22 protein-coding genes are annotated in these 25,701 nt (G+C 51.7%); 14 read left to right on the forward strand and 8 right to left on the reverse strand.

Going from position 1 to position 25,701, the window contains the following annotated elements:
• Nucleotides 1–3: 3 nt before the first annotated feature.
• From ATL17_RS16595 to ATL17_RS16610, 4 genes are all read right to left on the reverse strand, one after another.
• Nucleotides 4–1,278: a TRAP transporter large permease gene (locus ATL17_RS16595; protein WP_133573973.1), complete on the reverse strand. Its 1,275-nt coding sequence runs from the start codon at nt 1,276–1,278 to the stop codon at nt 4–6.
• Nucleotides 1,275–1,754: a TRAP transporter small permease gene (locus ATL17_RS16600; protein ID WP_133573974.1), complete on the reverse strand. Its 480-nt coding sequence runs from the start codon at nt 1,752–1,754 to the stop codon at nt 1,275–1,277. Before ATL17_RS16600 ends, ATL17_RS16595 begins: the two co-directional genes overlap by 4 nt.
• Before the next feature lie 77 nt (nt 1,755–1,831).
• The gene (locus ATL17_RS16605) at nt 1,832–2,794 is read right to left on the reverse strand and encodes a sialic acid TRAP transporter substrate-binding protein SiaP (RefSeq protein ID WP_133573975.1); all 963 of its coding nucleotides are present in this window, start codon (nt 2,792–2,794) and stop codon (nt 1,832–1,834) included.
• A 48-nt stretch (nt 2,795–2,842) separates the two neighbouring features.
• Nucleotides 2,843–3,607 (reverse strand): FadR/GntR family transcriptional regulator, encoded by a 765-nt coding sequence (locus tag ATL17_RS16610; protein WP_133573976.1) that lies wholly within the window; start codon nt 3,605–3,607, stop codon nt 2,843–2,845.
• 210 nt (nt 3,608–3,817) lie between these two features.
• Between ATL17_RS16610 and ATL17_RS16615 the strand changes: the two genes are divergently transcribed.
• From ATL17_RS16615 to ATL17_RS16635, 5 genes are all read left to right on the forward strand, one after another.
• Nucleotides 3,818–4,726: a dihydrodipicolinate synthase family protein gene (locus tag ATL17_RS16615; protein WP_133573977.1), complete on the forward strand. Its 909-nt coding sequence runs from the start codon at nt 3,818–3,820 to the stop codon at nt 4,724–4,726.
• A gap of 429 nt (nt 4,727–5,155) precedes the next feature.
• Nucleotides 5,156–6,175, forward strand: coding sequence for a TRAP transporter substrate-binding protein (locus ATL17_RS16620; protein WP_246028744.1), 1,020 nt, complete (start codon nt 5,156–5,158; stop codon nt 6,173–6,175).
• Between the two features lie 77 nt (nt 6,176–6,252).
• On the forward strand, nt 6,253–6,834 hold the full coding sequence (locus tag ATL17_RS16625; RefSeq protein WP_133573978.1) for a TRAP transporter small permease: 582 nt from the start codon (nt 6,253–6,255) through the stop codon (nt 6,832–6,834).
• An 11-nt stretch (nt 6,835–6,845) separates the two neighbouring features.
• Entirely contained in the window at nt 6,846–8,132 is a 1,287-nt protein-coding gene (locus ATL17_RS16630) for a TRAP transporter large permease (RefSeq protein WP_133573979.1), read from the forward strand.
• Nucleotides 8,133–8,143: 11 nt separating this feature from the next.
• Nucleotides 8,144–8,587 (forward strand): universal stress protein, encoded by a 444-nt coding sequence (locus ATL17_RS16635; protein ID WP_133573980.1) that lies wholly within the window; start codon nt 8,144–8,146, stop codon nt 8,585–8,587.
• Between the two features lie 70 nt (nt 8,588–8,657).
• On the opposite strand, the gene ATL17_RS16640 is transcribed toward ATL17_RS16635, so the two are convergent.
• From ATL17_RS16640 to ATL17_RS16650, 3 genes are read right to left on the reverse strand one after another with little or no spacing between them, the layout of a single operon-like run.
• Nucleotides 8,658–9,977, reverse strand: a complete 1,320-nt coding sequence (locus ATL17_RS16640; RefSeq protein WP_133573981.1) for an aspartate aminotransferase family protein — start codon at nt 9,975–9,977, stop codon at nt 8,658–8,660.
• A gap of 33 nt (nt 9,978–10,010) precedes the next feature.
• The gene (locus ATL17_RS16645; RefSeq protein WP_133573982.1) at nt 10,011–11,324 is read right to left on the reverse strand and encodes a glutamine synthetase family protein; all 1,314 of its coding nucleotides are present in this window, start codon (nt 11,322–11,324) and stop codon (nt 10,011–10,013) included.
• Nucleotides 11,314–12,171: a MurR/RpiR family transcriptional regulator gene (locus tag ATL17_RS16650; RefSeq protein ID WP_133573983.1), complete on the reverse strand. Its 858-nt coding sequence runs from the start codon at nt 12,169–12,171 to the stop codon at nt 11,314–11,316. The genes ATL17_RS16645 and ATL17_RS16650 overlap by 11 nt, the downstream gene beginning before the upstream one ends.
• Before the next feature lie 123 nt (nt 12,172–12,294).
• Between ATL17_RS16650 and ATL17_RS16655 the strand changes: the two genes are divergently transcribed.
• The 6 genes from ATL17_RS16655 to ATL17_RS16680 are packed head-to-tail and all read left to right on the forward strand — an operon-like array spanning nt 12,295 to nt 18,323.
• On the forward strand, nt 12,295–14,073 hold the full coding sequence (locus tag ATL17_RS16655; RefSeq protein WP_133573984.1) for a branched-chain amino acid ABC transporter ATP-binding protein/permease: 1,779 nt from the start codon (nt 12,295–12,297) through the stop codon (nt 14,071–14,073).
• Between the two features lie 28 nt (nt 14,074–14,101).
• Entirely contained in the window at nt 14,102–15,259 is a 1,158-nt protein-coding gene (locus ATL17_RS16660) for an ABC transporter substrate-binding protein (protein ID WP_133573985.1), read from the forward strand.
• 18 nt (nt 15,260–15,277) lie between these two features.
• Nucleotides 15,278–15,997: an ABC transporter ATP-binding protein gene (locus ATL17_RS16665; protein ID WP_133573986.1), complete on the forward strand. Its 720-nt coding sequence runs from the start codon at nt 15,278–15,280 to the stop codon at nt 15,995–15,997.
• 1 nt (nt 15,998) lies between these two features.
• Nucleotides 15,999–16,892: a branched-chain amino acid ABC transporter permease gene (locus ATL17_RS16670; RefSeq protein WP_133573987.1), complete on the forward strand. Its 894-nt coding sequence runs from the start codon at nt 15,999–16,001 to the stop codon at nt 16,890–16,892.
• Nucleotides 16,893–16,902: 10 nt separating this feature from the next.
• Nucleotides 16,903–17,676: an N-formylglutamate amidohydrolase gene (locus tag ATL17_RS16675; protein WP_133573988.1), complete on the forward strand. Its 774-nt coding sequence runs from the start codon at nt 16,903–16,905 to the stop codon at nt 17,674–17,676.
• Nucleotides 17,673–18,323: a cysteine hydrolase family protein gene (locus tag ATL17_RS16680; protein WP_133573989.1), complete on the forward strand. Its 651-nt coding sequence runs from the start codon at nt 17,673–17,675 to the stop codon at nt 18,321–18,323. The genes ATL17_RS16675 and ATL17_RS16680 overlap by 4 nt, the downstream gene beginning before the upstream one ends.
• Here ATL17_RS16680 and ATL17_RS16685 read toward each other — a convergent pair.
• Nucleotides 18,320–20,518 carry an efflux RND transporter permease subunit gene (locus ATL17_RS16685; protein ID WP_166639087.1) on the reverse strand — a complete coding sequence of 733 codons (2,199 nt, stop codon included), beginning with the start codon at nt 20,516–20,518 and terminating at the stop codon, nt 18,320–18,322. The two genes, ATL17_RS16680 and ATL17_RS16685, sit on opposite strands and share 4 nt — an antisense overlap.
• A 181-nt stretch (nt 20,519–20,699) precedes the next feature.
• Here ATL17_RS16685 and ATL17_RS16690 point away from each other — a divergent pair, with 181 nt between their 5' ends.
• The 3 genes from ATL17_RS16690 to ATL17_RS16700 all read left to right on the forward strand — a co-directional run.
• Nucleotides 20,700–21,023 (forward strand): hypothetical protein, encoded by a 324-nt coding sequence (locus ATL17_RS16690; RefSeq protein WP_133573991.1) that lies wholly within the window; start codon nt 20,700–20,702, stop codon nt 21,021–21,023.
• A 163-nt stretch (nt 21,024–21,186) separates the two neighbouring features.
• Nucleotides 21,187–22,893: a bifunctional helix-turn-helix transcriptional regulator/alpha/beta hydrolase gene (locus ATL17_RS16695; RefSeq protein WP_133573992.1), complete on the forward strand. Its 1,707-nt coding sequence runs from the start codon at nt 21,187–21,189 to the stop codon at nt 22,891–22,893.
• Nucleotides 22,894–23,015: 122 nt separating this feature from the next.
• The coding region (locus ATL17_RS16700; RefSeq protein WP_166639088.1) for an HYR domain-containing protein at nt 23,016–25,701 on the forward strand (2,686 nt) is incomplete at its 3' end.

Consider the following 25,701-nt stretch of genomic DNA (forward strand, 5'->3'; position numbering starts at 1 on the left):
GTTTTACCCCATTAAGTTTGGCAGGCCGGTGGCCAATACGGGGAATATACACACCAAAATCAACACAATTATGGGCGGCAACAGCCAAGGCAAAATTGATTTCGCCAATTTGAGATATGGAATATTGCCCACCTGCGCCACGACGAATAGGGCCATGCCCATGGGCGGCGTGAGGATTGAAATCATCAAATTGAGCACGATGATGATGCCGAAATGGACCGGATCAATGCCGAAACTGATGGCGATGGGCACCAAAATGGGCACAACGATCAACAAGATCGCCAAGCTTTCTACCAAGCAGCCCAAGACAAAAATCATCAAATTGACGGCTATCAAAAAGCTGATTGGGTCGTTGGCAATTGAAAGGAACAATTGGGCGATTTGCTGCGGGGCTTGCTCGCGGGCGAGCACATAACCCAGCAGGCTAACCCCGGCAATGATGGTTGCAATGCCAGCCGAGGTGGCGGTGGTTTCGTAAAGCGCGTTCCACAACCGTTTAATGGTCAATTCGCGATAAAAAATCATATCGATCAAGATTGCATAAACAACGGTAATCGCGGCGGCTTCGGTAGGGCTGAAATAGCCGGAGAAGATGCCGCCGACAATCACCACGGGGGTAAGCAAAGCAGGCAAGGATTTGATGAAAAGCGTGCCGATTTCACCATAGCTTTTGCGTGGATCTGTGGGGTAAGCGCGGCGCTTTGCCATGAAATAGACCATGACCATCAAGGCGATGGCGCACATCACGCCCGGCACAATGCCACCCAAGAACAATTGGCCAATGGACGTGTTGGACACAACGCCATAAAGCACCATGGTGATCGACGGTGGCACCAAGGGACCGATCATCGAAGAGGCAGCAGTGACTGAACCGGCAAATTCTTCATCATAGCCAGCGTCACGCATCGCTTCGATTTCCATTTTGCCCAAGCCGCCTGCGTCAGCCAAGGCCGAGCCGGACATGCCAGAGAAAAACAAGGACGCCAGCACATTCACATGGCCCAAGCCGCCTGTGATGTGGCCTACCAAGGCGCGCGCAAAGCCGAACAAATGATGGGTAATGCGCGAAGAATTGAGAATAGCAGCAGCCAAAATAAACAGCGGTACCGCAAGCATGGGGAAGCTGTTTAGCCCATCCACCATGCGCTGCACGGCGAAGGTGAGGCCCATGCCGGTATAATAAAAATAACCCATGGAAACGAAAATCATGGCGATGCCAATGGGCACGCCCACCAACACCATCAACAGCCAAGCAAGGCCAATAATGCTCAAAATCATTGGTTTTCTCCCTTAGCTTTCAAGCTTTGCACCTGTTGCCAAACCCGTTGGGCAATGCGGAACAGCACAAAGAAAGACGCCACAAAGGCAGAGGCATACAGCAAGGCATCACTTGTAGGCAGGGTTACGCTTTCATTGCGCCAAGTGCGCAGAATGGTTTTGTACCCAATAAAGCTGAGATGCACCATGATGCCGAAATAAGCGAGGTCGATGAGCAAATAGAGAATGGCCTGCACTTTGGCGGCGAGCATTTCGGCCAAAAAACCCATTTTGAGTTGGGCATTTTGTCGTTCGACTTCGGGGATCGCGAAAAACGCCATCCACACCCAAAGCCAACGGGCCACTTCCTCGGTCCAAACCGGGCCGACAACCAAATTGGTTCGCCCCAGAATTTGCAACAGCACCACCATGATCAGCGCCACAAACAAAAGTGTCGCGATGGTGCCTTCCAAACTATATTTGCGCTCAACGTTCATAGGTTCTCGCTTTAGGTTTTGGGGGCAAGGCTGCCCTCACCCCCAATCAAGGCATTTAAGGAGTTGTGATGGACTGACTAGTTTCCGATCACTTTTGCAATGGCGCCTTCACCAAACTCAGCTTCAAGTTCGTCATAATAAGGCTTCATCGCCGCGCGGAATGGTGCCAAATCTGGCTCCGTAACGGTCAGGCCTTTTTCCTTAAAGCTGCCGATCAAGTTCGCTTCAGCTTCAAATGTTATGTCGTTCGACACTTTGCCGCCCGCCATGATGGCTTCTTCAACCCAGGCTTTTTCCTGATCGCTGAGACCGTTCCATTTGTCGGCAGAAATTTGGATCGCCGCTGAGGCTACAAAGTGGTTGGTCAAGGCGATATAATCTTGCACTTCATAGAATTTCATCGCGTCAATGGTCGGCAATGGGTTTTCTTGCGCGTCAACCTGATTGGTTTGCAGGGCCAAATAAACCTCTTGGAAAGCCACAGGCGCAGGCGTTGCGCCTACATTTTCAGCATAGGCAATCAGGAATGGCACATTCGGTGTGCGCATCCGCAACCCAGCCATATCTTCAATTGAATCGATCTGCTTGTTCGATGTGGTTTGACGGGTGCCATAATACCAAACGTCCAAAAGCTTCACGCCTTCATCTTGGAATTTGACATCCATTTCCTGGCCCCAAGGCCCGGCAATGATTTCTTTCAGGTGCGCATAGTCTTTGACCACATAAGGCGCGCCGATCAGCTTCAGCTCTGGAATGATGTAGCTCATGTCTGGATAGCCAGTCATCACCATATCAAGCTCGCCAGCCTGCACTTGTGCCACCATGGCTTTAAAATCGCCCAATGTGGCGGATGGGAAAAGCTTTACGCTCATCTCGCCGCCAGAAATCTCTTCCAGCTTTTCTTTAAATGCCGCTGCACCTTGATAGACATTTGAGACTTCATTGTCTTGCATGCCAAATGTCAGTTCTGCCGCTTGCACACTCGTCGTTGCCAACAAAATCGCGGTCAAACCGCTCAATGTTTTGGTCGTGATGTTCATCAATTTCCTCCATTTATGATGATTGGCAAAGACGGTGTTTGCCAATTTTTAGGTCAGCCCTTTGGCTGCCAATTCTGTTTGATGGTCGTTTAAGGTGGTTTGGGGCACGCTTAGCCGCGCGCGATAAGATCGGGCCAAATGCCGATCTGTAATGTTGGTGGCGGTTACCACATCGCCATCCAAAATTGCCTGATAAATGGCCCGATGCTCTTCATAGGCCATCATGTCATAGCGTTTAGGATCATCCGTTGGGGCACGACCAGCGAGCAAGGCGCTTACAAACATATCGTGCAGTTTCAAGATGATCGGGTTGCCGAGCACTGAAACAATGGCGCGGTGAAACGCGATGTCCGTTTCGGCAAATTGCGCCGTGCCGATAGACTTGAAATTGTCCTCAAGCGCGGCCTGCAATTTGGTGATCTGCACATTGTCAGCTTTCAATGCGGCCTCACGGGCGGCACCGGCTTCAATAAATTGGCGCATCTGCTCCAAATGTGCACCGCTTTCCGCGTCGCCCAAAATCTCTCGCAAATGCATGCCGGTGGTTTGCAAAACCGTTTGAATGGACGGGCGCATCGCACGCGGGCGACGACCAGAACCGGTTTCCACATAGCCACGCATCTGCATTTGCGCCAGCGCTTCACGCACTGTGGGCCGTGAGGCAGAAAAGCGCTCACATAATTCGCGCTCGGTTGGGATTGCTGCATCAAGGGCAATCACACCTTGGCGAATTTCATCGATCAAGGCATCAGCAATCACGTCGGCGGCTCGACGCTGGTCTTTTTGCTGATGTTCAATGTCCTTTAAGGCCATCTATTCCTCCTAAATTGGCAATTAATGCTCTTTTAGATAAGCCGTTTGCCCATCTAGCCGCAAGCATTTGCTTTACCATTTTTTATTTTTGGTATTACCAAATAAAATAATTGTCAAACTAAATTTTGTCATTTAGGAATATTTGGAATTGCAAAACCCAATTTCGCCGTTGGTCTTATGAAAAAACGGCTTTGAAAACTGGAGGATAGGATGGAAACCCAATTGCGCGGCATGTTTGCCGCCCTCATCACCGCGATGAAAGACGACCAGTCTTTTTGCGCTGAACGGCAAATGCAGGTGACAAAAGCCGTGTTAAACCAAGGGCTCGATGGTCTATATGTTGGAGGCAGCAGCGGCGAATCTGGTCTGCTCAACACTCAAGAATTGTTAGACCAGCAAGAAGTGGTGGCCAACGCCGCGGCCGGTCAGGGCAAAAAGCTGATTGCCCATGTGGGTGCGCCCACTTTGCGGGATTCCATTGCCTTGGCGCAAAACGCGGCTAAGCTGGGATATGACGGGCTTTCGGCGTTGCCACCCCATGCCTATCCCTTCACGGATGGCGAAATCATCGCCTATTATCAGGCCCTGAGCGACGCGACAGATCTGCCGATGATCGTTTACGAAGTGCCCGTGCGCACCAATCGTCCCCTACCCTTTGGCGTGCTGAGCGAGATTTTGCAGTTGCAAAATGTTGCAGGCATCAAGTTCACATCTCACGATCTGTTCAAGTTCAGCCAACTCAAAGCGGCGCATCGCGATAAAACCTTCTATTTCGGCTTTGATGAGGTCTATCTCAGCGCGGGCGCCTTGGGCGCCGATGGTGGCATCGGGTCCACCTACAATGTGATGGGGAAGCTTTATGCAGAGTTGAATGTGGCGATTCGCAAAAGCGATTTGCCTACGGCACAAAAATTGCAGGATATTTCCCAGCAATTTGTGACCCAATTATTAGAAATTGGGGTGTTGCCGGGCATCAAAGCGATCATGCAAGCGAGAGGCATTTCAGCTGGCCCTACGCGCGCACCATTGTGCCCGTTAAGTGCTGATTTTGAAAAAATTGCCACTCGAATGGCAAATGATCCACTTTTTTCTGACTATTTAATCGGCCCCAATCTCTAGTTGAATTTATCCGGATAAATTACACTTTGGTCGGCGATGATTTGCCGACCAAACTACGTCCATTTTGAAAAATTTTATATATCATTTTGTATCCCTTTTGGGGGTAGTTGGGAAAGGTGCTCAGTGGGCATGAGCGCTAGTTAACTAAATGATGAAATAAAGTGAATTTCTCCAAAATTTCATTGTTCAACTACACCACAAATTTCCATGACTTTTTGGTCAAAATCTTCGATTGATTTTTGACCTCATTTTGGCGTTGATCGCGCAAAACATCAGCTAATCCAAGGGAAATTGCACTGGCCGGGGGGTGGACAGCCGGGGGGAAGGCACGCAATAGTTGATGGGGTCGATGGGTATTTTTACTGCCAATCGCGATGATTTTGCTTTTGTCCAGTCGGATGAATGCCAATGTAATTTTAGGAGGAAATTTTGAAAAAACTCACTAAACATACATTCGGAACACTGGCCTTTGCTAGTGCGATGACGATGAGTTTGACAGCTGCTCATGCCGACACTTGGCGGTATGCTTTTGAAGAAGCGCTGACAGAGGTTCAGGGCGTATATGCCCAAAAGTTTAAGGAAGAAGTTGAAGCCAATTCAGACCATGAAATTCAGCTTTTCCCATTCGGTACCCTTGGCGAGTCTGCTGATATTATGGAACAGGCGCAAGCTGGCATTTTGCAGTTTGTGAACCAGTCTCCTGGCTTCACGGGCGCGCTGATTCCAGAAGCACAAGTGTTCTTTGTGCCGTACCTGCTGCCAACAGACCAAGAGCATCTGGCTCGGTTCTACAAGCAGAGCAAGGCCATCAATGAGGACTTTCAGGATCTTTATGCCAATCAGGGCCTAGAGCTTTTGAAAATGTATCCTGAAGGCGAAGTGGCGATGACCACAAAAGAGCCGGTCAAAACATGTGAAGATTTGAACGAAGTGAAATTCCGTGTGATGACCAACCCGCTTTTGGTGGAAAGCTACAAAGCCTTTGGCGCTACCCCAACGCCTTTGCCATGGGGTGAAGTGTATGGTGGTTTGCAAACCAACATCATTCAAGGTCAGGAAAACCCGACATTCTTCTTGTATTCAACCAAGATTTATGAGGTGACCGACCACATCACCTACACGGGCCACAACAACTTCACCACCGCCATTATGGCCAACAAAAACTTCTATGATGGCTTGAGTGAAGAAGATCAAAAAGTGATCCAAGATGCGGCGGCGGTCGCCTATGATCACATTGTGACCTACCAAAAAGGTTTGGCCGAGCAAGAGTTGGCCAAAATCAAAGAAGCTAAACCTGAAATGACCGTAACAGTGCTGAGCGAAGAAGAACGCCAGTGCTTTGTTGATGCGGCTGCTGAAGTTGAAGCCAAGTTCATTGAAATGACTGGCGATAGCGGCAAGGCCATTTTGGAGCAGATGAAAGCTGATTTGGCCGCTACGGCTGAATAATCATTTGCACGCTTAAACTGCTCGGCCAAACGTGAGGGTTCTGGCCGGGCAGCTCAATTTGCGTGGGGGAAAACATCATGAGTGATGAGCATGACTTGCAAGAGCTCGATTCAGCTTTGCCGGGCTTTTTGGGGGTAATCGACACGGTGATTGGCCGTGTTGAATCTTTCTTATTGGCCGTTGGGGTGCTGTTGATGGCACTCAACACAAGTGCCAACGTTCTGGGCCGATTTGCATTCGGCAATTCCATCTTTTTTGCAGAAGAGCTAAATCGCATTCTGATCATTTTGATCACTTTTGCGGGGATCAGCTATGCGGCGCGCCATGGGCGCCATATTCGCATGTCTGCCATTTATGATGCCATGCCGCCCAAACTGAGGCGGGTTTTGATGATTGCCATCACCCTAATCACCGCCGTGTTGATGTTTGGCCTTTGCTATTATGCCATCAATTATATCGGCACGCAGGCGTCACGCGGACGGGTGCTGCCTTCCTTGCAAATTCCGGTTTGGATCATATTGGTGTGGGTGCCAGTCGGCTTTTTCATGACCGGCATGCAATATCTGCTCACCGCCATCAAAAATATGACCTCGAAAGACATCTACCTCTCCACCGCAGTGTTGGAAGGGTACGATTCTGACGAAGAGACGGAAGTTTAGGGGGACAGGACATGGCAACGATTGTATTTCTTTCAATGATTGTCCTGCTTTTGCTGGGCTTTCCGATGATGGTGCCGCTGATTGTTGGGGCAACCATCGGCTTTTTTATGATGTTTAATGGTTTCGGCCAGATGGAAACAATGGTGCAGCAAATGATGGCGGGTATTCGCCCCGCCTCGTTGATCGCGGTGCCCATGTTCATCTTTGCCGCTGACATTATGACCCGCGGTCAATCCGCGGGGCGGTTGATCAATCTGGTTATGTCATTTGTGGGGCATGTGAAGGGCGGCTTGGCGGTGTCCACCGCAGCGGCCTGCACCATGTTTGGCGCGGTCTCCGGGTCCACCCAAGCCACGGTGGTGGCCATCGGCTCGCCCTTGCGCCCACGCATGTTGAAGGCGGGTTACAAAGACAGTTTTGTTTTGGCGCTGATCGTCAACTCAAGCGATATTGCCTTTTTGATCCCCCCATCAATCGGGATGATCATTTATGGCGTGGTGTCCAACACCTCAATTGCTGAGCTGTTTATCGCGGGCATTGGGCCGGGTCTTTTGATCCTGTTACTCTTTTCGATCTATAGCTACATTTATGCGGTGCGCAACAATGTGCCGACCGAAGAAAAAGCCACTTGGGGCGAACGGCTCACCAGTTTGAGACAGGCCATTTGGCCCATGGGCTTCCCGCTGATCATTATCGGGGGGATTTATGGCGGCATTTTCAGCCCAACTGAAGCGGCTGCGGCCTGCGTGCTTTACGCTTTGGTGCTTGAAGTGCTCATTTTCCGCACCATGTCGCTGCAAAATGTGTATGACACGGCGAAATCTACCGGCCTGATCACCGCTGTGGTGTTTATTTTGGTTGGCGCCGGCGCGGCCTTTTCGTGGGTCATTTCTTTTGCGCAAGTACCGCAAGAAATTTTGAGCGCCATCGGGATCACTGAGATGGGACGCATCGGGGTGCTGTTTGTCATCTCCATTGCCTTCTTTGTCGGCTGCATGTTTGTTGACCCGATTGTGGTGATTTTGGTGCTGGTGCCCGTGTTTGCGCCTGTAGTGCAATCTTTGGGGCTGGACCCGGTTTTGGTGGGCACAATCATTACCTTGCAGGTGGCCATCGGCTCGGCAACACCACCCTTTGGATGTGATATTTTCACGGCCATTGCTGTGTTCAAACGGCCTTATATGGAAGTGATCCGCGGCACGCCGCCGTTCATTTTCATTTTGCTCAGCGTGGCTGTGTCCATGATCTTCTTCCCGCAAATTGCGCTGTTCCTGCGTGATCTGGTGTTTGCGAAATAAAGGAGGACGACATGTTTAAATCTATCCTGGTGCCATTTGATGGATCGCAAGGCGCGGAAAACGCGTTGAAGATGGCGGTTGATTTGATCAAATCTGGCGATGGTGAGGGCAAATTGATGATCCTCACCGTCTATCGGCATCATTCAATGTTGGAGGCGTCCCTTTCTATGGTACGCCCCAACGAGCCGGGCAATTTGGACGATGTAATGCGCGAACATGCCACTGAGGTAGCAGACCATGCGAAAAAGCTGGCGAAAGAAGCGGGATGCCCGAATGTGCACGCCTTCGTGTCGCCCGGTGGCGTTGCGCGGACCATCGTTAAATTTGCGGACAAGCACGACAATGATCTGATTGTGATCGGCAGCCGAGGCATGGGCTCAGTGGAAGAATATTTGCTGGGCAGTGTGTCCCATAAGGTCACTGGTCTTTCTAAGCGCCCGGTGCTTGTGGTTTAAAACTGCGCAGATGAATTTGGGGCGGCGCACAGCGCCGCCCTTTTTCGTGGAACTTACAGATTGATCCCGTTTACCATCCGGCAAATTCGGTAACTTCGTCATCGTTGACTTTACCCGCAGCCGCTTCGCTTATTGCTTGCGCTACAATGCGTGCCCCTGCCCTTGCCTCATCTTCGGACAAGATAAGAGGCGGCGTTAGTTCAAGCACGTTGGAATTCATGCCGACATAATAAAAGACAGCGCCAAGCTGCCATGCGCGATAAACGGTTTTTTGCGCGAGTTCGGCATTGGGTTCATTGGTGCCATTTTTAATAAGTTCCACCCCAATGGCCAAACCCCGCCCACGTATATCGCCAACCTCTGGCTGCTGCGATGTTAGGTGGGCGATGTCGTCCATCAATATGCGCCCATTTGCCTGCGCTTTTGCGGCCAGATTGTCGGCTTGAATTGTATTTAGCACCGCTAGGGCCGCCGATGCAGAAACGGGATTGCCATGCAGCGTTTGCATTGAGAAGGCTGGGGCGTGATCCAAAATCCAAGCGGGGCCGACAATGGCGGAAATGGGCAGACCACCGCCCAACCCTTTGCCGAACACAACAATATCCGGCACAAAATCTTCGTGCTCAAAACAGTGCAATTTGCCTGTTCGCCCAAGGCCCACTTTGACCTCGTCGCAAACCGTCAATATCCCATAATGGGCACATAATTTGGCGAGGCGCGACAGGAAGTTTTGAGGAGGCACGATCAGACCGCCATCGGCTTGAATAGGCTCCATAAAGAAGCAGGCAACTTCGTCACCGGGACAACTGGTTGCGAGAAGATTTTCGATATGCGCCAGCAATGCCTCCCCTGAGGGGTCGCCCTCAAATGGGCGGAAAGGATCAGGATAAGGCACCAGCGTGAGCCCGCTGGACTTTGCTACGCCTTCTTGCGCCGAGTGCCCCGAAACAGACATAGAGCCTTGCGTGCCGCCATGATAGGCACCGGAAAATGCCATGATGCGAGACCGCCCTGTTGCGGCGGGCACAACCCGGGCCACAGTTTCGTTCGCATCACTACCAGAATGCCCAAGCCATACGCGGCGGTCGCCAGCGCCGGGCGTTAATTTAAGCAAAGTTTCGGCCAGCTCGACAGCTGGTTGATTTGTGCCTGATAGGATGGACGCGCCAGCCTGATTGGCAAGCGCGCCGTCCACCGCTGCGCGGATGGCCGGGTGGCTGTGGCCAAGGCTTGCAACGCCCCAAGAGGCCGAAAGGTCCAACAGTTCCCGTCCGCTATCTTCGATCAAAGTGCTTCCCGCGCCGCCAGAAACGGCAAGTGGGAAAAACCGCAATTTCTGAAGCATCGACAGGGCCGCCCCGTCGCGCTTATAAAGTGGTGTGCAGTTCATGTCTGCTCCAGTTTTTAAGGCCGCGCGGACTGATCAATAAACCTTGGAATAAAGTGCGCACTTTTCGAGGTCCGACATGTCTTTCACATGATCGATCTCAGCGCGTTTGAGGGCCAGATAGACTTCGCTAAATTGTGGATCGAACCAAGAGCGCACGGTTTCGTTTGCCTCAAAACGATCAAGCGCCTCGCTCAAAGTTTGTGGCAAACGCACATAGCCGCGTGCGTGCAACTCGCTCTCTGGCAATTCGGACAAATCTTCCTGCGTTACATTCGGCATCGGCAGATTGTCTTCAATGCCTTGCGCGCCCGCATGCACCAAAGCGGCCATCACCAAATAGGGTGACGCGGCAGCGTCTGCGGCACGGAATTCAAAATTATATTGTTTTGCGCGTTTCTTTTCGTCTTTCGCCGTGATCGGGCAAATCCGAACGGACGCTTCCCGGTCATGATAGCCAAGATTATTGTATGCCGCGCTCCAGCGATGCGGGGTGAGCCGCAAATAAGAAATGTCGCTTGGGGCGGTGAGCGCCAAAAAGCTATCAAGATATTTCAAAATACCCGCAATAAAAGACCCTGTTGTGGCACTCATCCCATAAGGATGGTCAGCGTCATAGGTTGCCGGATCGTCATTTTGATCTAGGAAGCTGATATGCACATGCACGCCATTGCCCACACCATCTGGATCAATGATCGGCACAAAGCTGGCATGATGACCCATGGTGCGGGCCAAGCGTTTGGTGAGCTCGCGCAGCAACACGGCCCAGTCTGCGGCTTTTTTGCCAAGTGCCGGTGCATTGGTCACTTCAAATTGGCGCGCTCCATATTCTTTCAAGAAAGTATCTGGCTCAATGCCCCCTGCTTCCATGGCGGCGACCAAGGCTTCACCAAACACGCGGTGGTGGGTGAATGCGCCGTAATTGAACGCTTCCCCAGGTTGCAACTCTAGGTCTGGCATTTGAAACTCATGTTCAAAGGCGGCATTGACCTGTAAGCCCGCTGCGCGATCCAGCCGATCAAGCGCATCCTGCAAAATTGAGCGCGGGCAAAGACCCCATGCGGTGCCGTCCAAATTACGAATATCGCCAAGAGCTAGGCGCTCCGCTGGCTTGCCCTTTTCCAGCTCAACTTCAATCTCCGCCTTCTCATCTGGCACGATCACCAAATCGCCCAAAGCGCCAAAAGGTGACGGGGCGATGGTGTCAAAACAGGTGATCAAACTATTGGTTGGCACCCAGCCAATGCCTTTTTTGGCGCGGCCTTCACGTTCTGACACAGGATAGGCTTTGCCACGCACTTGGCCAGAAAGGTCGCAAGTTGCGGCAAAGACGAGAGGGCTATTGATCATGTTTTCGTCCTTCAAAATTCAAGCGGGCCGCGTCCCAGGCCTCGATACGATTGCGGGTTTGATCCCAATTTGTCTCGGTCACCCGCGCCACAATGGCCTCAACCAGGGCCAGCGCTGCGGCATAACTGTCCCACACCGTGCCGCTATCAATAGGCACTGGCAGCACTTCTTGCGCATCTTTTGAAATGGGTGACATCCATTTGTCCGTGACCAGCACAAGGCGTGCGCCTTGATCGTGCACGGCTTTTTGCGCCAGTTCGGCAAGCGATTTTTGATAACGCCGGAAATCGATGGTCACCAAAATATCTTTCGGCCGCATGCGCAGCAAATATTCGGGCCACACTTCAGGATCAGAGGGCAAGTGAAACACATTGGCGCGATATTGGCGCAAATGGCGCGACAAATATTGCACAATAGGATCACTCATGCGCCCACCAATCAGATAGAGGCCGCGTTTGTCATCTGACAACATGGCGCACACCCGTTCAAATTGGCTGGCGGAGATCATTTCGCAGGTCTCTTGCAGCAATTGCTCGGCCCTTTGAAAAAATCCTTTCAAATAATCATCACCTTCCACCTGCCGCCGGGTCGGGTGCAAATCCACAGGAGATTTTTGCCCCTCTTTCAATTCAGCGATCAGTTGCTGCTGAAAATCTTGAAAGCCTGCATAGCCAAGTTTGGTGACAAAGCGTGAGATGGTAGGGGCTGAAACGTTGGTTTTCTCAGCTAAAACCTGAATCGGAGCCAAGCCCGCAAAAGGATAATCCGCCAAAATAGCAGAGCTGAGCTTGCGCTCATTGGCGGTAAATTCATCCGCTTTTTCTGCGAGTTGTACCCGTACTGTCATAAATTCCTCCCCACATTCGCCATTATCGCAAATGAAAAAAATTCGTCAATAAAAATTTTATCTGTTGACTTTGAAAAATATTTATCAAATCCTAAATGCAACCAATCTGGTGGGGGAGAATAAATGATCACAGCACCAAAGCGCCATATTCTATTCGCGTCTGCGGCGATTTTCCTGGTGATATTGGCAATTGCCGGCATCACTAGTTTTGGCAGTGGTGCGTTGGAACGCACCATGATCGTTTTTCTGGTTTCCCTAATCGGGGTGGCTGGTATTGGCGTTTACAGCGGCAATAGCGGCATTTTGAGCTTTGGCCATGTGGGCTTTATGGGCATTGGCGCTTATTGCGCAGCGTTGCTCACACTGCCGGTGCCATTGAAAACCGCCACCCTGCCCAATCTCCCAAGCTGGTTGGCGACCACACAACTCGACTTTGTCTCGGCAACCCTCATTGCTGTGCTGTTTGTCGGTGTGGTCGCGGCCATTATTGGCGCGGCAATCGGCAGGCTGGAAGGCTCCGCCGCCACCATTGCCACATTGGGCCTTTTGATCATTGTACACGGCGTTACCATTGGCTGGCGCGATGTTACCCGTGGTGCACAAACATTTTTTGGCGTGCCGCGCGAAACAACATTATGGACGGCGGCCATTGCATGCATCATTGCGTTGATTGCCGCGCGTCTCTACCGCGATTCAGTGTCTGGCTTACGCTTGCGCGCTGGGCGCGACAATGCCATCGCCGCCAATGCGGTGGGCATCAATATTCAAAAAGAACGTCTGATCGCCTTTATCGTCAGCGCCATGCTGATGGCTTTGGCCGGGTCTTTGCTCGCGCACTTCCTTGGTGCGTTCAGCCCGAAAAAATTCTATTTCACAGACACCTTCTTTTTGCTTTCCATGTTGATTGTGGGCGGCATGTCTACAGTGACCGGGGCATTCACAGGTGCGGTGGTGATCACCTTGATCACCGAAATTCTGCGCCGATTTGAAAGCGGGTTCACCCTGTTCGGGTTTGAAATGCCCACCATTTTCGGCACCACACAAATCGGCATTGGCTTGATCATTTTGGTCGCCATGTTCCGCAAGGCCAATGGTTTGGCAGGTCTAAAAGAATGGGAAGAACGTTTCTTCGCCCGTGAAATTTCACCACAAGATGCTCCTGCGGCGGCGAAGCCGGTGGAAGAGCACACCGAGCTGCAAGCAAGTGGACTGGTGATGCAGTTCGGTGGTCTTACTGCGGTGAATGATGTGTCGCTGACGCTCAAGCCCGGCGAAATCTTTGGCCTGATCGGCCCCAATGGGTCTGGCAAAACCACAGTGATGAACATGCTCTCCTGCGTGTTGAAACCAACGGTGGGCAGCGTGAAGCTGGGAGGTACGGAATTGATTGGCCGCAAGTCCAATGAAGTGGCTAATTTCGGGATTGCCCGGACGTTCCAGAATATTCGCCTGTTCCCAGATTTGACGGTTTATCAAAATGTTCACGTGGCCGCTCTGTCGACGCGCGGCGGCAAAAATGCCGAAGCGCGCACTTATGCAGCGCTTGAACGACTTGGCCTATTGGATCGCGCGGATGAGGATTCCGGCACGCTTTCTTATGGCGATCAGCGTCGGGTGGAAATTGCCCGCGCTCTCGCCTGCGAACCAACCTTGCTGTTTTTGGATGAACCTGCCGCGGGCATGAACCGCGAAGAAACAGATGATTTGATGGAAACGCTCCGTAAGCTTTGCGCGGAGTTGGGCATCGGCATTCTGATCGTCGATCACGATCTAAAACTGATCAATGAGCTTTGTGACCGCGTCGCGGTCTTAAACGAAGGCAAAATGATTGCTGAGGGGACACCTGAACAAGTCCGAAACAACCCGGCCGTTGTGGAAGCCTATTTGGGGCGGTCAGCATAGCTGGCTTGCCATAAAAGGAGAGGAAGACATGAAAAAGACTTTACTCACGACCGGCATTTTGGCCATGGCCCTAACGGGTGGTGCCTATGCCCAAACATTGAAAGTGGGCGTTGCCACCGCGCAAACAGGCGCTTTGGCCCATTATGATGGCCCTGTTGTTGAAGGCCTGCAAATGGGTGTTGATGAAATCAACGCGGCAGGCGGCATTGGCGGCACCCTCAAAATTGAGCTGGTGCAAAAAGACGTTCGGTCGGACGCTGCGCAAACCGCTATCGCCACCCAAGAGTTGGTGGATGCCGGTGTGAAAGTGCTGATCTTGCCTTGTGATGCGGACCCATCATTGGCGGCGATTTCCATCGTGGACAGCGCACAAGTGCCTGCCATTTCAACCTGTGCCTCATCGCCAACTCTGCCCATGATCGGCGGCGACTATATGTTTGCCAACTTCCCAGGCGACAATGTGCAAGCCACCGTGTCGGCACAATGGGCTTATGACCAAGGCATGACAACGGCCTATATCGTTTATTCGCCAGACACCCAATATACATCTATGCCGCTCTATTTCGCAGACGTGATGGAAACATTGGGCGGCGAAGTTGTGGGCCGCGATACATATACGCTGGGCCAGCAGGACTTTTCTGCCATTGCCACACGTATTGCCAATATGGACCCTCAACCTGATGTGGTGATGACATCTGCCTATGAGCCAGATTTCCCATCTTTCATCAAAGCTCTACGGGCAGCTGGCGTCACCAGTCAGGTGATCGGTTCTGACGGCATTGATAGCCCAACCACTTTCTCAATTGGGCCAGCAGCTGACCGTTTGGTGTTCACCACAGCAGGCCACCCAACTGAAAACAGCCCAATGGCTGACTTCAATGCCAAATATAAAGAGACTTATGGCGAAGAGTCACAAACTGTGTTCAACGCCATTGGCTATGATTTGGCAAAAGTGATCGAAGCGGCCAGCATGGCAGCAGGCCCAGATGCCAGCTCACAAGAATTGCGCGATGCCATCGCCAATTTAGAAAATGTGCAGGGCGCAACCAGCCTGATCACCTACAAAGGCACAAACGGTATGCCTGTGCGTGAAGTGACCTTGATCGGCGTGATGAGTGGCGAGCGTCAATTGATTGGCCAGCCTTCACCAAACCCAGCCATCATTCCTGCACCTCGGATGCAGTAAGGCAAAGGAGCATTGATCATGGTTCAACCGCTAATCCAAGTCCGTTCGCTTGATGTGCGCTATGGCGCGGTCCAGGCGGTTGACGGGATCAATTTTGAAGTTGAGCAGGGCGAGATTGTTGCCCTGCTTGGCGCCAACGGCGCCGGCAAATCATCCACCTTGAATGCCATTGCAGGGCTGGTGCCCACCTTTGGCGGCGAGGTGCACTTTGATGGGCAAAATATCACCAATTTGCGGCCCGAAATGTTGCCCGGTTTGGGCATGACATTGTCACCTGAAGGCCGTCGCGTTTTTGGCACATTGAGTGTCGCCGAAAACCTGCAAATGGGTGCGTTCGGCATGAAGGATGCGCAAGAAATCTCCGCCGCTTGGGATCGGGTTTATACCCTATTCCCCATTCTGGCAGAACGGCGCGACCAGTTTGCGGGCACGCTTTCAGGCGGGCAACAGCAAATGTTGGCCGTGGGGCGGGCTTTGATGAGCAATCCCAAAATGTTGCTTTTGGACGAGCCGTCCTTGGGCCTAGCGCCCAAAATTATCGAACAGATTTTTGAATTGATCACCACATTGAATGAGCAAGGCGTGACCATTTTGGTGGTGGAGCAAAATGTCTCCATGGCCCTTGAAGTGGCCAACCGAGCCTATGTGCTTGCCAATGGGCAGATCGCCACCTCTGGCGACGCGAAAGAACTAGCCGCCAGCAATAATTTGCAAAATGCCTATTTAGGGGGCGCGTAAAATGGAACTCTTTTTACAACAAACGGTCAATGCCTTCGCCCTTGGCGGCACTTATGCGCTTCTGGCGCTCGGCTTGGCGGTGGTCTTTTCCATTATGGGCCTGATCAACTTCGCCCATGGTGAATTGATGACCATTGCGGGCTATGTGCTCATGTATTGCGGCTTGGCGGGCATTTCATTCGTGTTTGCCGTGCCCCTCGCCCTCCTGGCCTCCACCTTCGCGGCGGTGTTGATGGAGCGGATTGCTTTCAGGCCCGTGCGCAACAGTTCTGGGGCGACCATGTTGGTCACCTCCTTTGCGGTGGCGATGATTTTGCAAGTTTTGTTCCAAAACTTGATTTCAGTGCGTTCGCAACCCGTGCTTCTGCCCGAAGCTCTTTCCGGCAGCATTACCATCGGTGGCTTGGTGATCGGCGTCAACAAGCTGGTCGCGATCATCTCAACTGTGATCATGCTGATCTTTTTGGATCGCTTTTTGTCGAAACAGAAATATGGCATCGCCATGCGCGCCGCAGCGGAAGATTTTGCCGTCGCACGCTTGATGGGCATTCGCGCCAACACCGTGATTGCCGGGGCGTTTGCCATTTCCGGCCTGTTGGCTGGTGTGGCCGCCATCCTTTGGGTGAGCCAGCGGGCATCTGTTGATCCCCTCATGGGCTTTACTCCGGTATTGAAAGCGTTTATCGCGGCCATTCTCGGCGGCTTGGGCAGTTTGCGCGGTGCGGTGGCAGGCGGGTTTCTCCTGGGCTTTATCGAGATCTATCTCGCCGCCTTCTTGCCGCCCGCGCTGCAAGAATTCAGAGACCCGATCGGCCTTGGCATTGTGGTGCTTGTGTTGCTGATGCGCCCCAATGGCCTGCTGCCTGCGGCCTCGTTGAAAGCCGAAAAAGTTTAGGAGACGCGACATGGTTTTAAATGATTATGCGCAGCGTCTTCTTACAGACGCTGACCCAGACCCCATTGACTTTTTCAACCCTGATGGCGATGCCGACGTGCTGTTGGTGTGCGAACATGCGGGCCAACATGTGCCGGAAAAATTATATGGTTTGCAGCTGTCCAACAGCGATATGGACAAACATATTGGCTGGGACATTGGCGCTGCTGCCGTCACCAAAAAAATGTCAAAGCTACTCAATGCGCCTGCCATTTTGCAACGCTATAGCCGCTTGGTGATCGACTGCAATCGCCCACCGGAAGCACCGGATGCTATGCCAGAAGTGGCGGACAATGTGCCCATTCCCGGCAATCAAAACCTGCATCCCGCAGCGCGGCAGCAGCGTGTAGATGAAATTTTTTGGCCTTTCCACCATGTGGTAGAAGAAGCCATTCAATCCAAACGCTATCGCTTGGTGCTGTCGATCCACAGCTTCACGCCGCAATTGGGAGTTGAGGCCCGCCCTTGGCCCCTCGCCTTCCTATATCGCGGCGATGCGACGACGCCGACCAAGCTGGCCAGCTTTATCCGGGAATCTCAACCGGACCTGCCCATTGGTATGAACGAGCCTTATCAAATTGATGATGAAAGCGACTGGTTTGTGCCGCACCATGGCGAGAAGAACAATATTCCCCATTCTTTGATTGAAATTCGCAACGATCAAATTGAAACTGAGAATGGGCAGCAATTATGGGCCGCGCAATTGGCTCTGGCGACCACACAATTATTGGATGAGTTATCATGACCGTACTTTCCCGCAATATTCCGCTTGAGCAGCACCAATCCGGGCTTTTGTTCATCGACGTGCAAAACTTTGCCGCCAAACGCGATGGGGGCGAGTTTAAAGATTTAAGCGATGCCGATTTTGAGAAGGACTATGGCTGGTTCTTTGAGCAAATGCAGCGCCAAGTGGTGCCAAATATGCAAAAGCTGCAACAAGCCTTCCGCGCCAAGAAAATGGAAGTGTTATACACCACCATTGAAAGCCTCACCCTTGATGGTCGTGATCGGTCGTTGGACTATAAAATCACTGGGTTCAATGTGCCGAAAGGCTCTTGGGATGGCAAAGTGATCGACGAGCTTGAGCCAACGGACGATGAGATTGTGTTCCCCAAATCCTCCTCCTCGGTGTTTGTGTCGACCCATATTGATTATGTGCTGCGCAATTTGGGCGTGAAGCAATTGGTGATCTCTGGCATCATCACCGACCAATGTGTGGAAAGCGCCATCCGTGATGCATGCGATTTGGGCTATCTGGTCACCCAAGTGACAGATGCTTGCGCCACCTACAGCCAATCGCGCCACGACAATTCTCTCAACACCATCAAGGGCTATTGTCGCCAAGTCACAACGGCGCAATTGATTGATGAAATTGACGGGCTGAACGCCTAACTTTTCTGAGCAACCCGCCGCGCTCTTAACTGCGCGGCGGCCGCAATCAGTGCAGGCAAAAACACCAGATCACAAATGATCGCGGTCGACAGCGCGATGATCTGCATGCTGGCGAATGTCTGCACCGTTTCAAACTGGCTAAACAGAGGCGCCATAATGCCGGCACAGATCAAAATGCTGGCGGCAATCATGGGCCTGCCCGCCTCCCGCACTGCATTTGCAATCGCGTCTTCAATCTCCCGTCCAGCTTTTCGCGCCGCCACATAGCGGGAGATAAAGTGAATTGAATCATCCACCGCGATGCCAAATGCGATGGTGAGCGACAGCACGGCGACCGGGCCAAATTGCCAATTGTTCAATAGGGCATGGGCAGCGGCTGTCACCAAAAGTGGCAAGATATTCGGCAGGACCATGATAATCGCGATCCAAGCTTTGCGGAAAGCAAAGGCGATCAATAGACAGGACAAAAAGACCGCCCACAGCAATGATTCCGTCATTTGCCATAAAAGAATTGCAGGCTCGTGCCGTAAAATAGCGGGCAAACCCATCACTGTTGCGCCCTTGGCTTCAAGTGCTTGCTCAATCTGATCATAACGGGCCAATGTTTCTCTATCGACCATCGGCTCCGGCATCAAAATAAGCGCCCGTATGCGTCCCACTTCCGGCATAAACAGCTCATCGAATGCCTCAAACGCGTCCGCAGCACCAAACAGACTGCTGATTTCCTCACCCCGCCAATTCGCCAAAAGCGGACCAGATAAAACGGGGTAATCCCCGGCGATCTCGGCAATCTCAGTAGCGATTTGCTCGGGGTTCTCAACCCCATCCAGCTCCACCCAAATGCGGTAAAAGCCGCCAAAATAGGTGGAGATTTTTTCTTCAGCCACCCGCAAGGGGCTAGAGATTTGTTGATTTTGCTTGAGCGTAAACCACGGCTCAATCGGCAGCAAAATAGCAACTGCGCCAACCAGAATGATTAATGCAGAGCCGATCACCTTCATTTTCTGCCGCGCGATATTGCCCACCATATCTGCCAGTTTGCCTGAACCAAATTGCCGAATGCGACCTTGCGGTTTCAACATTAAGGCAACTAAGGGGAAGGCTATAATCACGACGACATACCCAAACAGCACCGACGATGCCCCGACTTTTGCCAGTTCTTGAAACTGCGCATCATCTGAGACAGAAATCGCACCAAAGGCGATGGCCGTGGTGATAGCCGTTAAGGCACAAGCGGGGCCGACAGCGCGAATAGCGTCAGCAATATGGGTACTAATAGGTTGAGACTTATCTTGGTTCTTGTCAGCAAAATGCGAGGTGAGATGCACACTATCTGCAAGTGCCAGCACAAAAACCAAAATGGGCACCACATTGTTTAAAACCGTGACGGGGATGCCCAGAAGCGGAAAAAAGATAAGGCTCGATCCGCCAGAAATGATCGCCGGGATGGTGCTCAGCAAAATCAGTTTGATATTCCGCAGCAAAAAGATCGCCAAAATGCTGGCCAGCAACCCGCCGCCAAGGGTGAAAAAGATCAGATCATTCTTCAACGCTTCCGTGATGGAGGCCCCGATCAGCTCTTCGCTGGCAATGCCGGTCAGCAATCCCTTGTCCAACCCAGCGGCCTGCAACTCTTTGATTTCGGCGAAAATCTGCCGTGCAGCGCCAGGTGGTGTGTCATCTGCCATTGCCACCAAAATCATCGCCGCTTGCCGCTCAGACGACAGCAGCATTTTGGGCAAAGTTGGCACCTGCTCAAATGCCGATAGGCGCCGCTCCAACTCATCTTCAGTTACGTCATTGGGCACCACCACCTGCCCTGCATAAGTGGGATGATTGGTTGGAAACCGCGCTGTGGTGATGGAAAATGAAGTGGCCACATGGCTGACTAACCCCATTTCCAAAGTGAAATCGGCAATGGTGCGAAAGTCTTCTGGCGTCAGCCCTTCGGGGCGCTCCATCAGCAATAAAAACTGCCGCCGTTTCCCACCAGTTTCTTCCAGAAATGCCTCATAAGGTGCCACTGCCGGATTTTGCGATGAGAGGGCGCGATACATGTTGGATTCGAAGCGCAAATTGAAAAGCGCTGTGACGGTGCTCACCAAAGTGATCAGCAAAAATATTGCCGCAAAAATGCGGCTATGCAGCGCAAAATGGCCCGGCCACGCTAAATCTTCCAACTTAAAAAATCGCAATTTTGTCACGCCAACTAAACTCCCAGCCCATGCCAACTTATCAATAATTTGTGGCACAGCCACATCAATTTCCAACACGCACTTTTGCGCTTCAATAAACCTTATTGTTGGTTTTGTCGCATTGACCTGCAATTTCCTGAAGCGCAATCTTTAAACGCGAGGCAAAGGATAAAGGACCAATATGATGAAAAAGAACCTCCTAGCAATTTTTGCCTTTTGTATTGTTCTTTTCAGCGCCGGAAGTGCTTTTGCCTATTCGGGTGAGCTATTTCGTGTGTGTGGATTGAATCCAGCTGGTGACAATTATTTGAGCTTGCGTGAATGCGGCAATAGCAATTGCAAAGAGGTCACGCGGCTTGGGCCAGGCACCTATTTGTGGACGATGGAACCGTTTGATGAACAGGGTTGGCGGCAAGTTGTGCCCATGTATGGTGTAGCGGATATGTTCTCCGGTGATCCTGATGTGGGTTTTGTTTTTGCTCGTTACATTTGCAGGGTCGAGTAATGCTGGAGAGATAATCTCACACGGATTTGAAGTGAATTATCCGCATTTTTCCTGATCTATTGTTGAGCCATTAACTGGTGTCCGCTAGGCTTAACCCAGTCAATTTTCAGGCTATACCTTGCCGGGCATTTCTCGCCCAAATTTTCGGGATATTTGTACTTCAATGAGCCAACCGCCCTCAGATCTTGTTCACGGCATTTATCAATCGCTTGTGGATGGCGGCAATTGGCCAGAGCTTATTTTGGGGCTGGCCGATCATGTGACGCCCATTGAAACCTTTGCTGATGATCCCGCAAGCCATCCCCCATCTGAAGATTTGCTGCATCATTTTGAACGGGCCGACACTTTATACAGCCAAATCAAAAGCACAGATATGGATGCCGTGGAGCATGCATTGCGGCAAACCGGCCCCGATATTTGCCTGATTAATGATGACGACAAAGTCGCCTTTCAAACAAATGGCCCCACAGAGATTGATATTGCGCCCTGTCTGCGAGAACGGCTAAAGCAATGTATCGCGCAGAATCGCATTGATAGCTGGGTCGAAAACCACGACGGCCATTCTCGTGTTTTCATCCTTGTGCCGCAAGCACTTGCCGCACAATTGGGCATGGCACGGGTAGACAAACATGTGCTGCTCTCGCGGGATATGGATTTAGCACTGATCGTGGCGGAATTTGCCAAGCTGCATGGTTTGAGTGGATCAGAAGAGCAATTGTTGCGGGTGTTTCTAAGTTGCACTGATCTGCGACAAGCCGCAGAGGAAATGGGCGTGACTTATGAGACCGCCCGCAAATATCTAAAATCTGTATTTGCGAAGTCTGGCTATGCCACCCAAGCCAAATTGGTGCGCGCCTTGCTGCTGCATCCATTGATTATGCTGCCCAATACCAAGGTCGATCCGCAATCCGTTAAGGCACCGCGCCGCATCACCATTTTGCCAAACGGCCAACCCTTTCGCTATTACACACTTGGGCCTGAGAATGGGCGGCCGATATTTTATATCGACGGCATTCGTGGCGGCACATTGGATTGCATGGGCTCGGTCGATCAAGTTCATCCGGTGTTGAAAGCGATGAACATTCGATTTATCGTCAGCAGTCAGGCCTATAGCTCAACGCCTGAACCGGGTGCAAATTGGCAAAACTTTGAGCAATATGCGGGCGACATTTCACATCTTCTGAATGAGCTGGACATTCAGCAAATACCTTTGCTGGCGCATGGCTATGGCGCAAACACCGCGCTTGGGTTGGCCCATGCCAAGCCTGATTTATTTACCCATTTGATGTTGGGTTCGCCCAGCTACCCTTCATATAAACATGCTGGCTGGCGCGAGATGGATTTCTCTTATCATCTGATCCATGTGTTGGCCCGCAAGTGGCCGCAATTGCTAGATCGGGTGATGCCGCTATTGGCCCGTTCCATGCGCAACGATATCGATGGGTTTAATGCAAAAAGCGCACGGGTGGCTAAATGTGCCCATGAGCGCGCCATATTTACCTGCCCGCTTTTCCTCGAACGGTCACGTCGTTTGATGGATAATTTCGATGATAAAGAAGTCAACCATTTCATCGAAGAAATCAAATTACATGCGGCGCCATGCGCTTATGAATTAGGCAAGATCCAAACCCCCATAACTATTTTTCACGGCGATGCGGATATGAACGCACCATTGGAAGGCTCTAAATATTTGGCTGCGCATCTGCCTCATGCCCAGTTGCATATTATGCGCGATATGGGGCATCACCATATGCTGGCCGAATGGGATTGGATGTTCCCCCTCGCCCTCACCCCACCTGATCAAAACTTCACGCCCCCCCCTGCAGATAGGCGTGGGTCTTTGCTAGCCTCTGCCCTGCCGGGACAATAAATTTTGCAATAGGTCCCAAATGGGGATTGTTGGCATTTAATAGGCATGGAACACCTCGTTTAACGAGCCGATTTGCGCGCATGATCTTTGCTGCGCGATTTGGCAAAATCGGATGGGGAAAAATGGCAGAACTTCAGTTAAACCGGAACTGGGTTGAACGCGCCTTTTTGGGTGTGATAACAACGTTATTGCTTTCAAACTCAGCCATGGCGACCTCTGTCACGGGCATCACCACAACAGGCGCGCGCAACGCAACGGGAACCTCTGGTACCGCTTGTACGCACGCTGAAGTTGATCTTGGATATACGTTGGCGACGACAACCAACGACCGAACAGATGGAGCGGCTACACCCTTCGATTATTCTGTTCTACGTATCCTTGATGCGGATAACAATATCATCGCCAGTATCGGGCTGGGCTATGAACACCCAACCGCCTCTGCCACATATAGTTTCCCGTTGCGGATTGGCACTTCTAGCAATTCAACTGATAGCGTTGTTGCCCCAACAAAACGCCCCTTCCGCGTACAGATTGTTGAAAGCACTACTACAAATAACGGTCCGCCCTATGCCGCCAATGGGGCCGTGCTCTTTACCTCTGCAACGTTTGATCCTTATAACCCTGTGGCAGAGCCCACTTATGAGGCCTCCGGTTGTCGTACCGTTACAGGCGGCTACACTGGTGACACGACACCACCAGTTCTTACCGTGCCAGCAAGCTTCAGTGTCAACACTGATCCCGGTGCCAACACTGCAGCGGTGACGTATACAGCGCCAACCGCTAATGACAATATTGATGGTGCGGTTACTCCTACCCGCACTGCGGGTCTCGCATCCGGCGCAACATTTCCTCTGGGTGACACGATTGTAACCTACCGTGCGGAAGATTCTGTTGGCAATTTTACCACCAAAAGCTTTACCGTCACTGTGGTTGACAATGAAGACCCAGTGGTGAATACCCCTTTGCTTGTTACCGCAGATACAGGCCCAACTGCCAATACTGGGACCCCGTATTTTAGCACCTCGGCAAACGACAATGTTGATGGATCAATTCCAACAACCATTACGACATCTCCTACCACAGGTCTGAACTCTGGGGATCCCTTCCCAGTCGGCACCACAACGGTAACCGCCACCGCAACAGATAGTGCGGGTAATGTGGGCACCACGAGCTTTAGCGTCGTTGTAAATGATACAGGCGCACCAGTCGTAACCGTGCCCTCAGACATTGTGGTCTCTGTTGACCCTGGCGAAGCCGATGCTGTCGTGAGCTTCAGCACCAGCGCTATAGACAATGTTGATGGCACTTTGACCCCAACCATTTCTTCCTCCCCGACAACTGGCTTGAATTCAGGTGATGCCTTTCCTGTCGGCACCACCACAGTAACCGCGCGCGCAGAAGATGCCGCGGGCAACGTGACCCCAAAAAGCTTCAATATTACGGTGAATGACAATGAAATTCCTGACATCACCGTGCCAGCTAATATCACCACCACAACTGATCCGGGTTCAAACACAGCTATTGTCAATTTCACCGCAAGTGCGGTGGACACTGTTGACGGCTCGATCACGCCAACCATCACCACCTCTCCAACAACTGGGCTCAATTCAGGTTCCGCTTTCCCCATAGGCACCACCACCGTGTCCGTTCGCGCAGAAGATGCGGCGGGTAATGCTGACACAAAGCAATTTACCATCACTGTTGGCGATGGTGAAAACCCCGTGTTCACATCAACACAAAGCAACGTCAATATGGACATTCCTTTTGATGAGAACACTGCGATCGTGAGCTATCCCACGCCCACCGCCACAGATAATTCCGGCAGCGTCTCTATTATGCGCACAAGTGGGTTGGCGTCTGGTAGTACCTTCCCTGTTGGCACAACAACAATCACCCATCGGGCGGAGGACGCTGCAGGTAATTTTGTTGACCAAAGTTTTGATGTGATCGTCGCCCGCATTCCACCGGGCACACTTGAGGTGCGGGTAAATTCAAGCGCGGATGGTAATATTGCGCTTACCTCATCAACTTCTGCGTTCAATCAAACGATCAATGTAACTGGTGGTTCGGGAACAACTGGCCAGATGCTGGTGCGCCCCGGCAGCTATGCAGCAACTTACGCCTTGCCCGCTGGCTTTGTCCTCACAAGCTCAAGCTGCGATAGCGCTGACGGGCAAGTGCTTCCAAGCCTCAATGAAATTCAGGCTGATCTTGTGTCCGGTCAAAATATTGTGTGCACGCTCACCATGTTCAACAGCGCAGCTGATACATCTGAGCAAGTACAGAATTTCATCGATGGCCGTGCACGGCAGATCATGGGTAACCAGCCTCGCCAAAGCCGTCGTATGGCGAGGGTTAACGGCACCGCGCCACAACCCGGTGGGTTGAATGTCTTGGGTTACCGTGCGCCGAACTCAAACCATCTGCCTGTTGGCGTAAGCGTTGCCAATGATGCGATTGAGGTGAACTATCCGACTTCACAAGATGAAGGATTGGCCAAAGATTGGGATGCCTGGGCCGAGGCAACATTCAGCCGTTTTGAAACGGATTTTGATGAGGGCAGCTTTGCCACCTTGCATATGGGCGTTGATTATCTGATTACCCCTAACAGCATTTTGGGCATTGGCGCTTCCATTGATTACACTCATGCAGATGTGATCGGCAGCACGGCCTACACCAATGGTTTGGGCTTTATGGTCGGGCCTTATTATACGGGTGAAATTAGCGAGAACTTGTATCTCGACATCAGCGCAAAGCTTGGTCGTTCCTATAACAACATCGCAATCGCTGGAGCCTCCGAAGATCAGT

The organism is Maritalea mobilis (assembly GCF_004363175.1).
Taxonomy (GTDB): Bacteria; Pseudomonadota; Alphaproteobacteria; order Rhizobiales; family Devosiaceae; genus Maritalea; species Maritalea mobilis.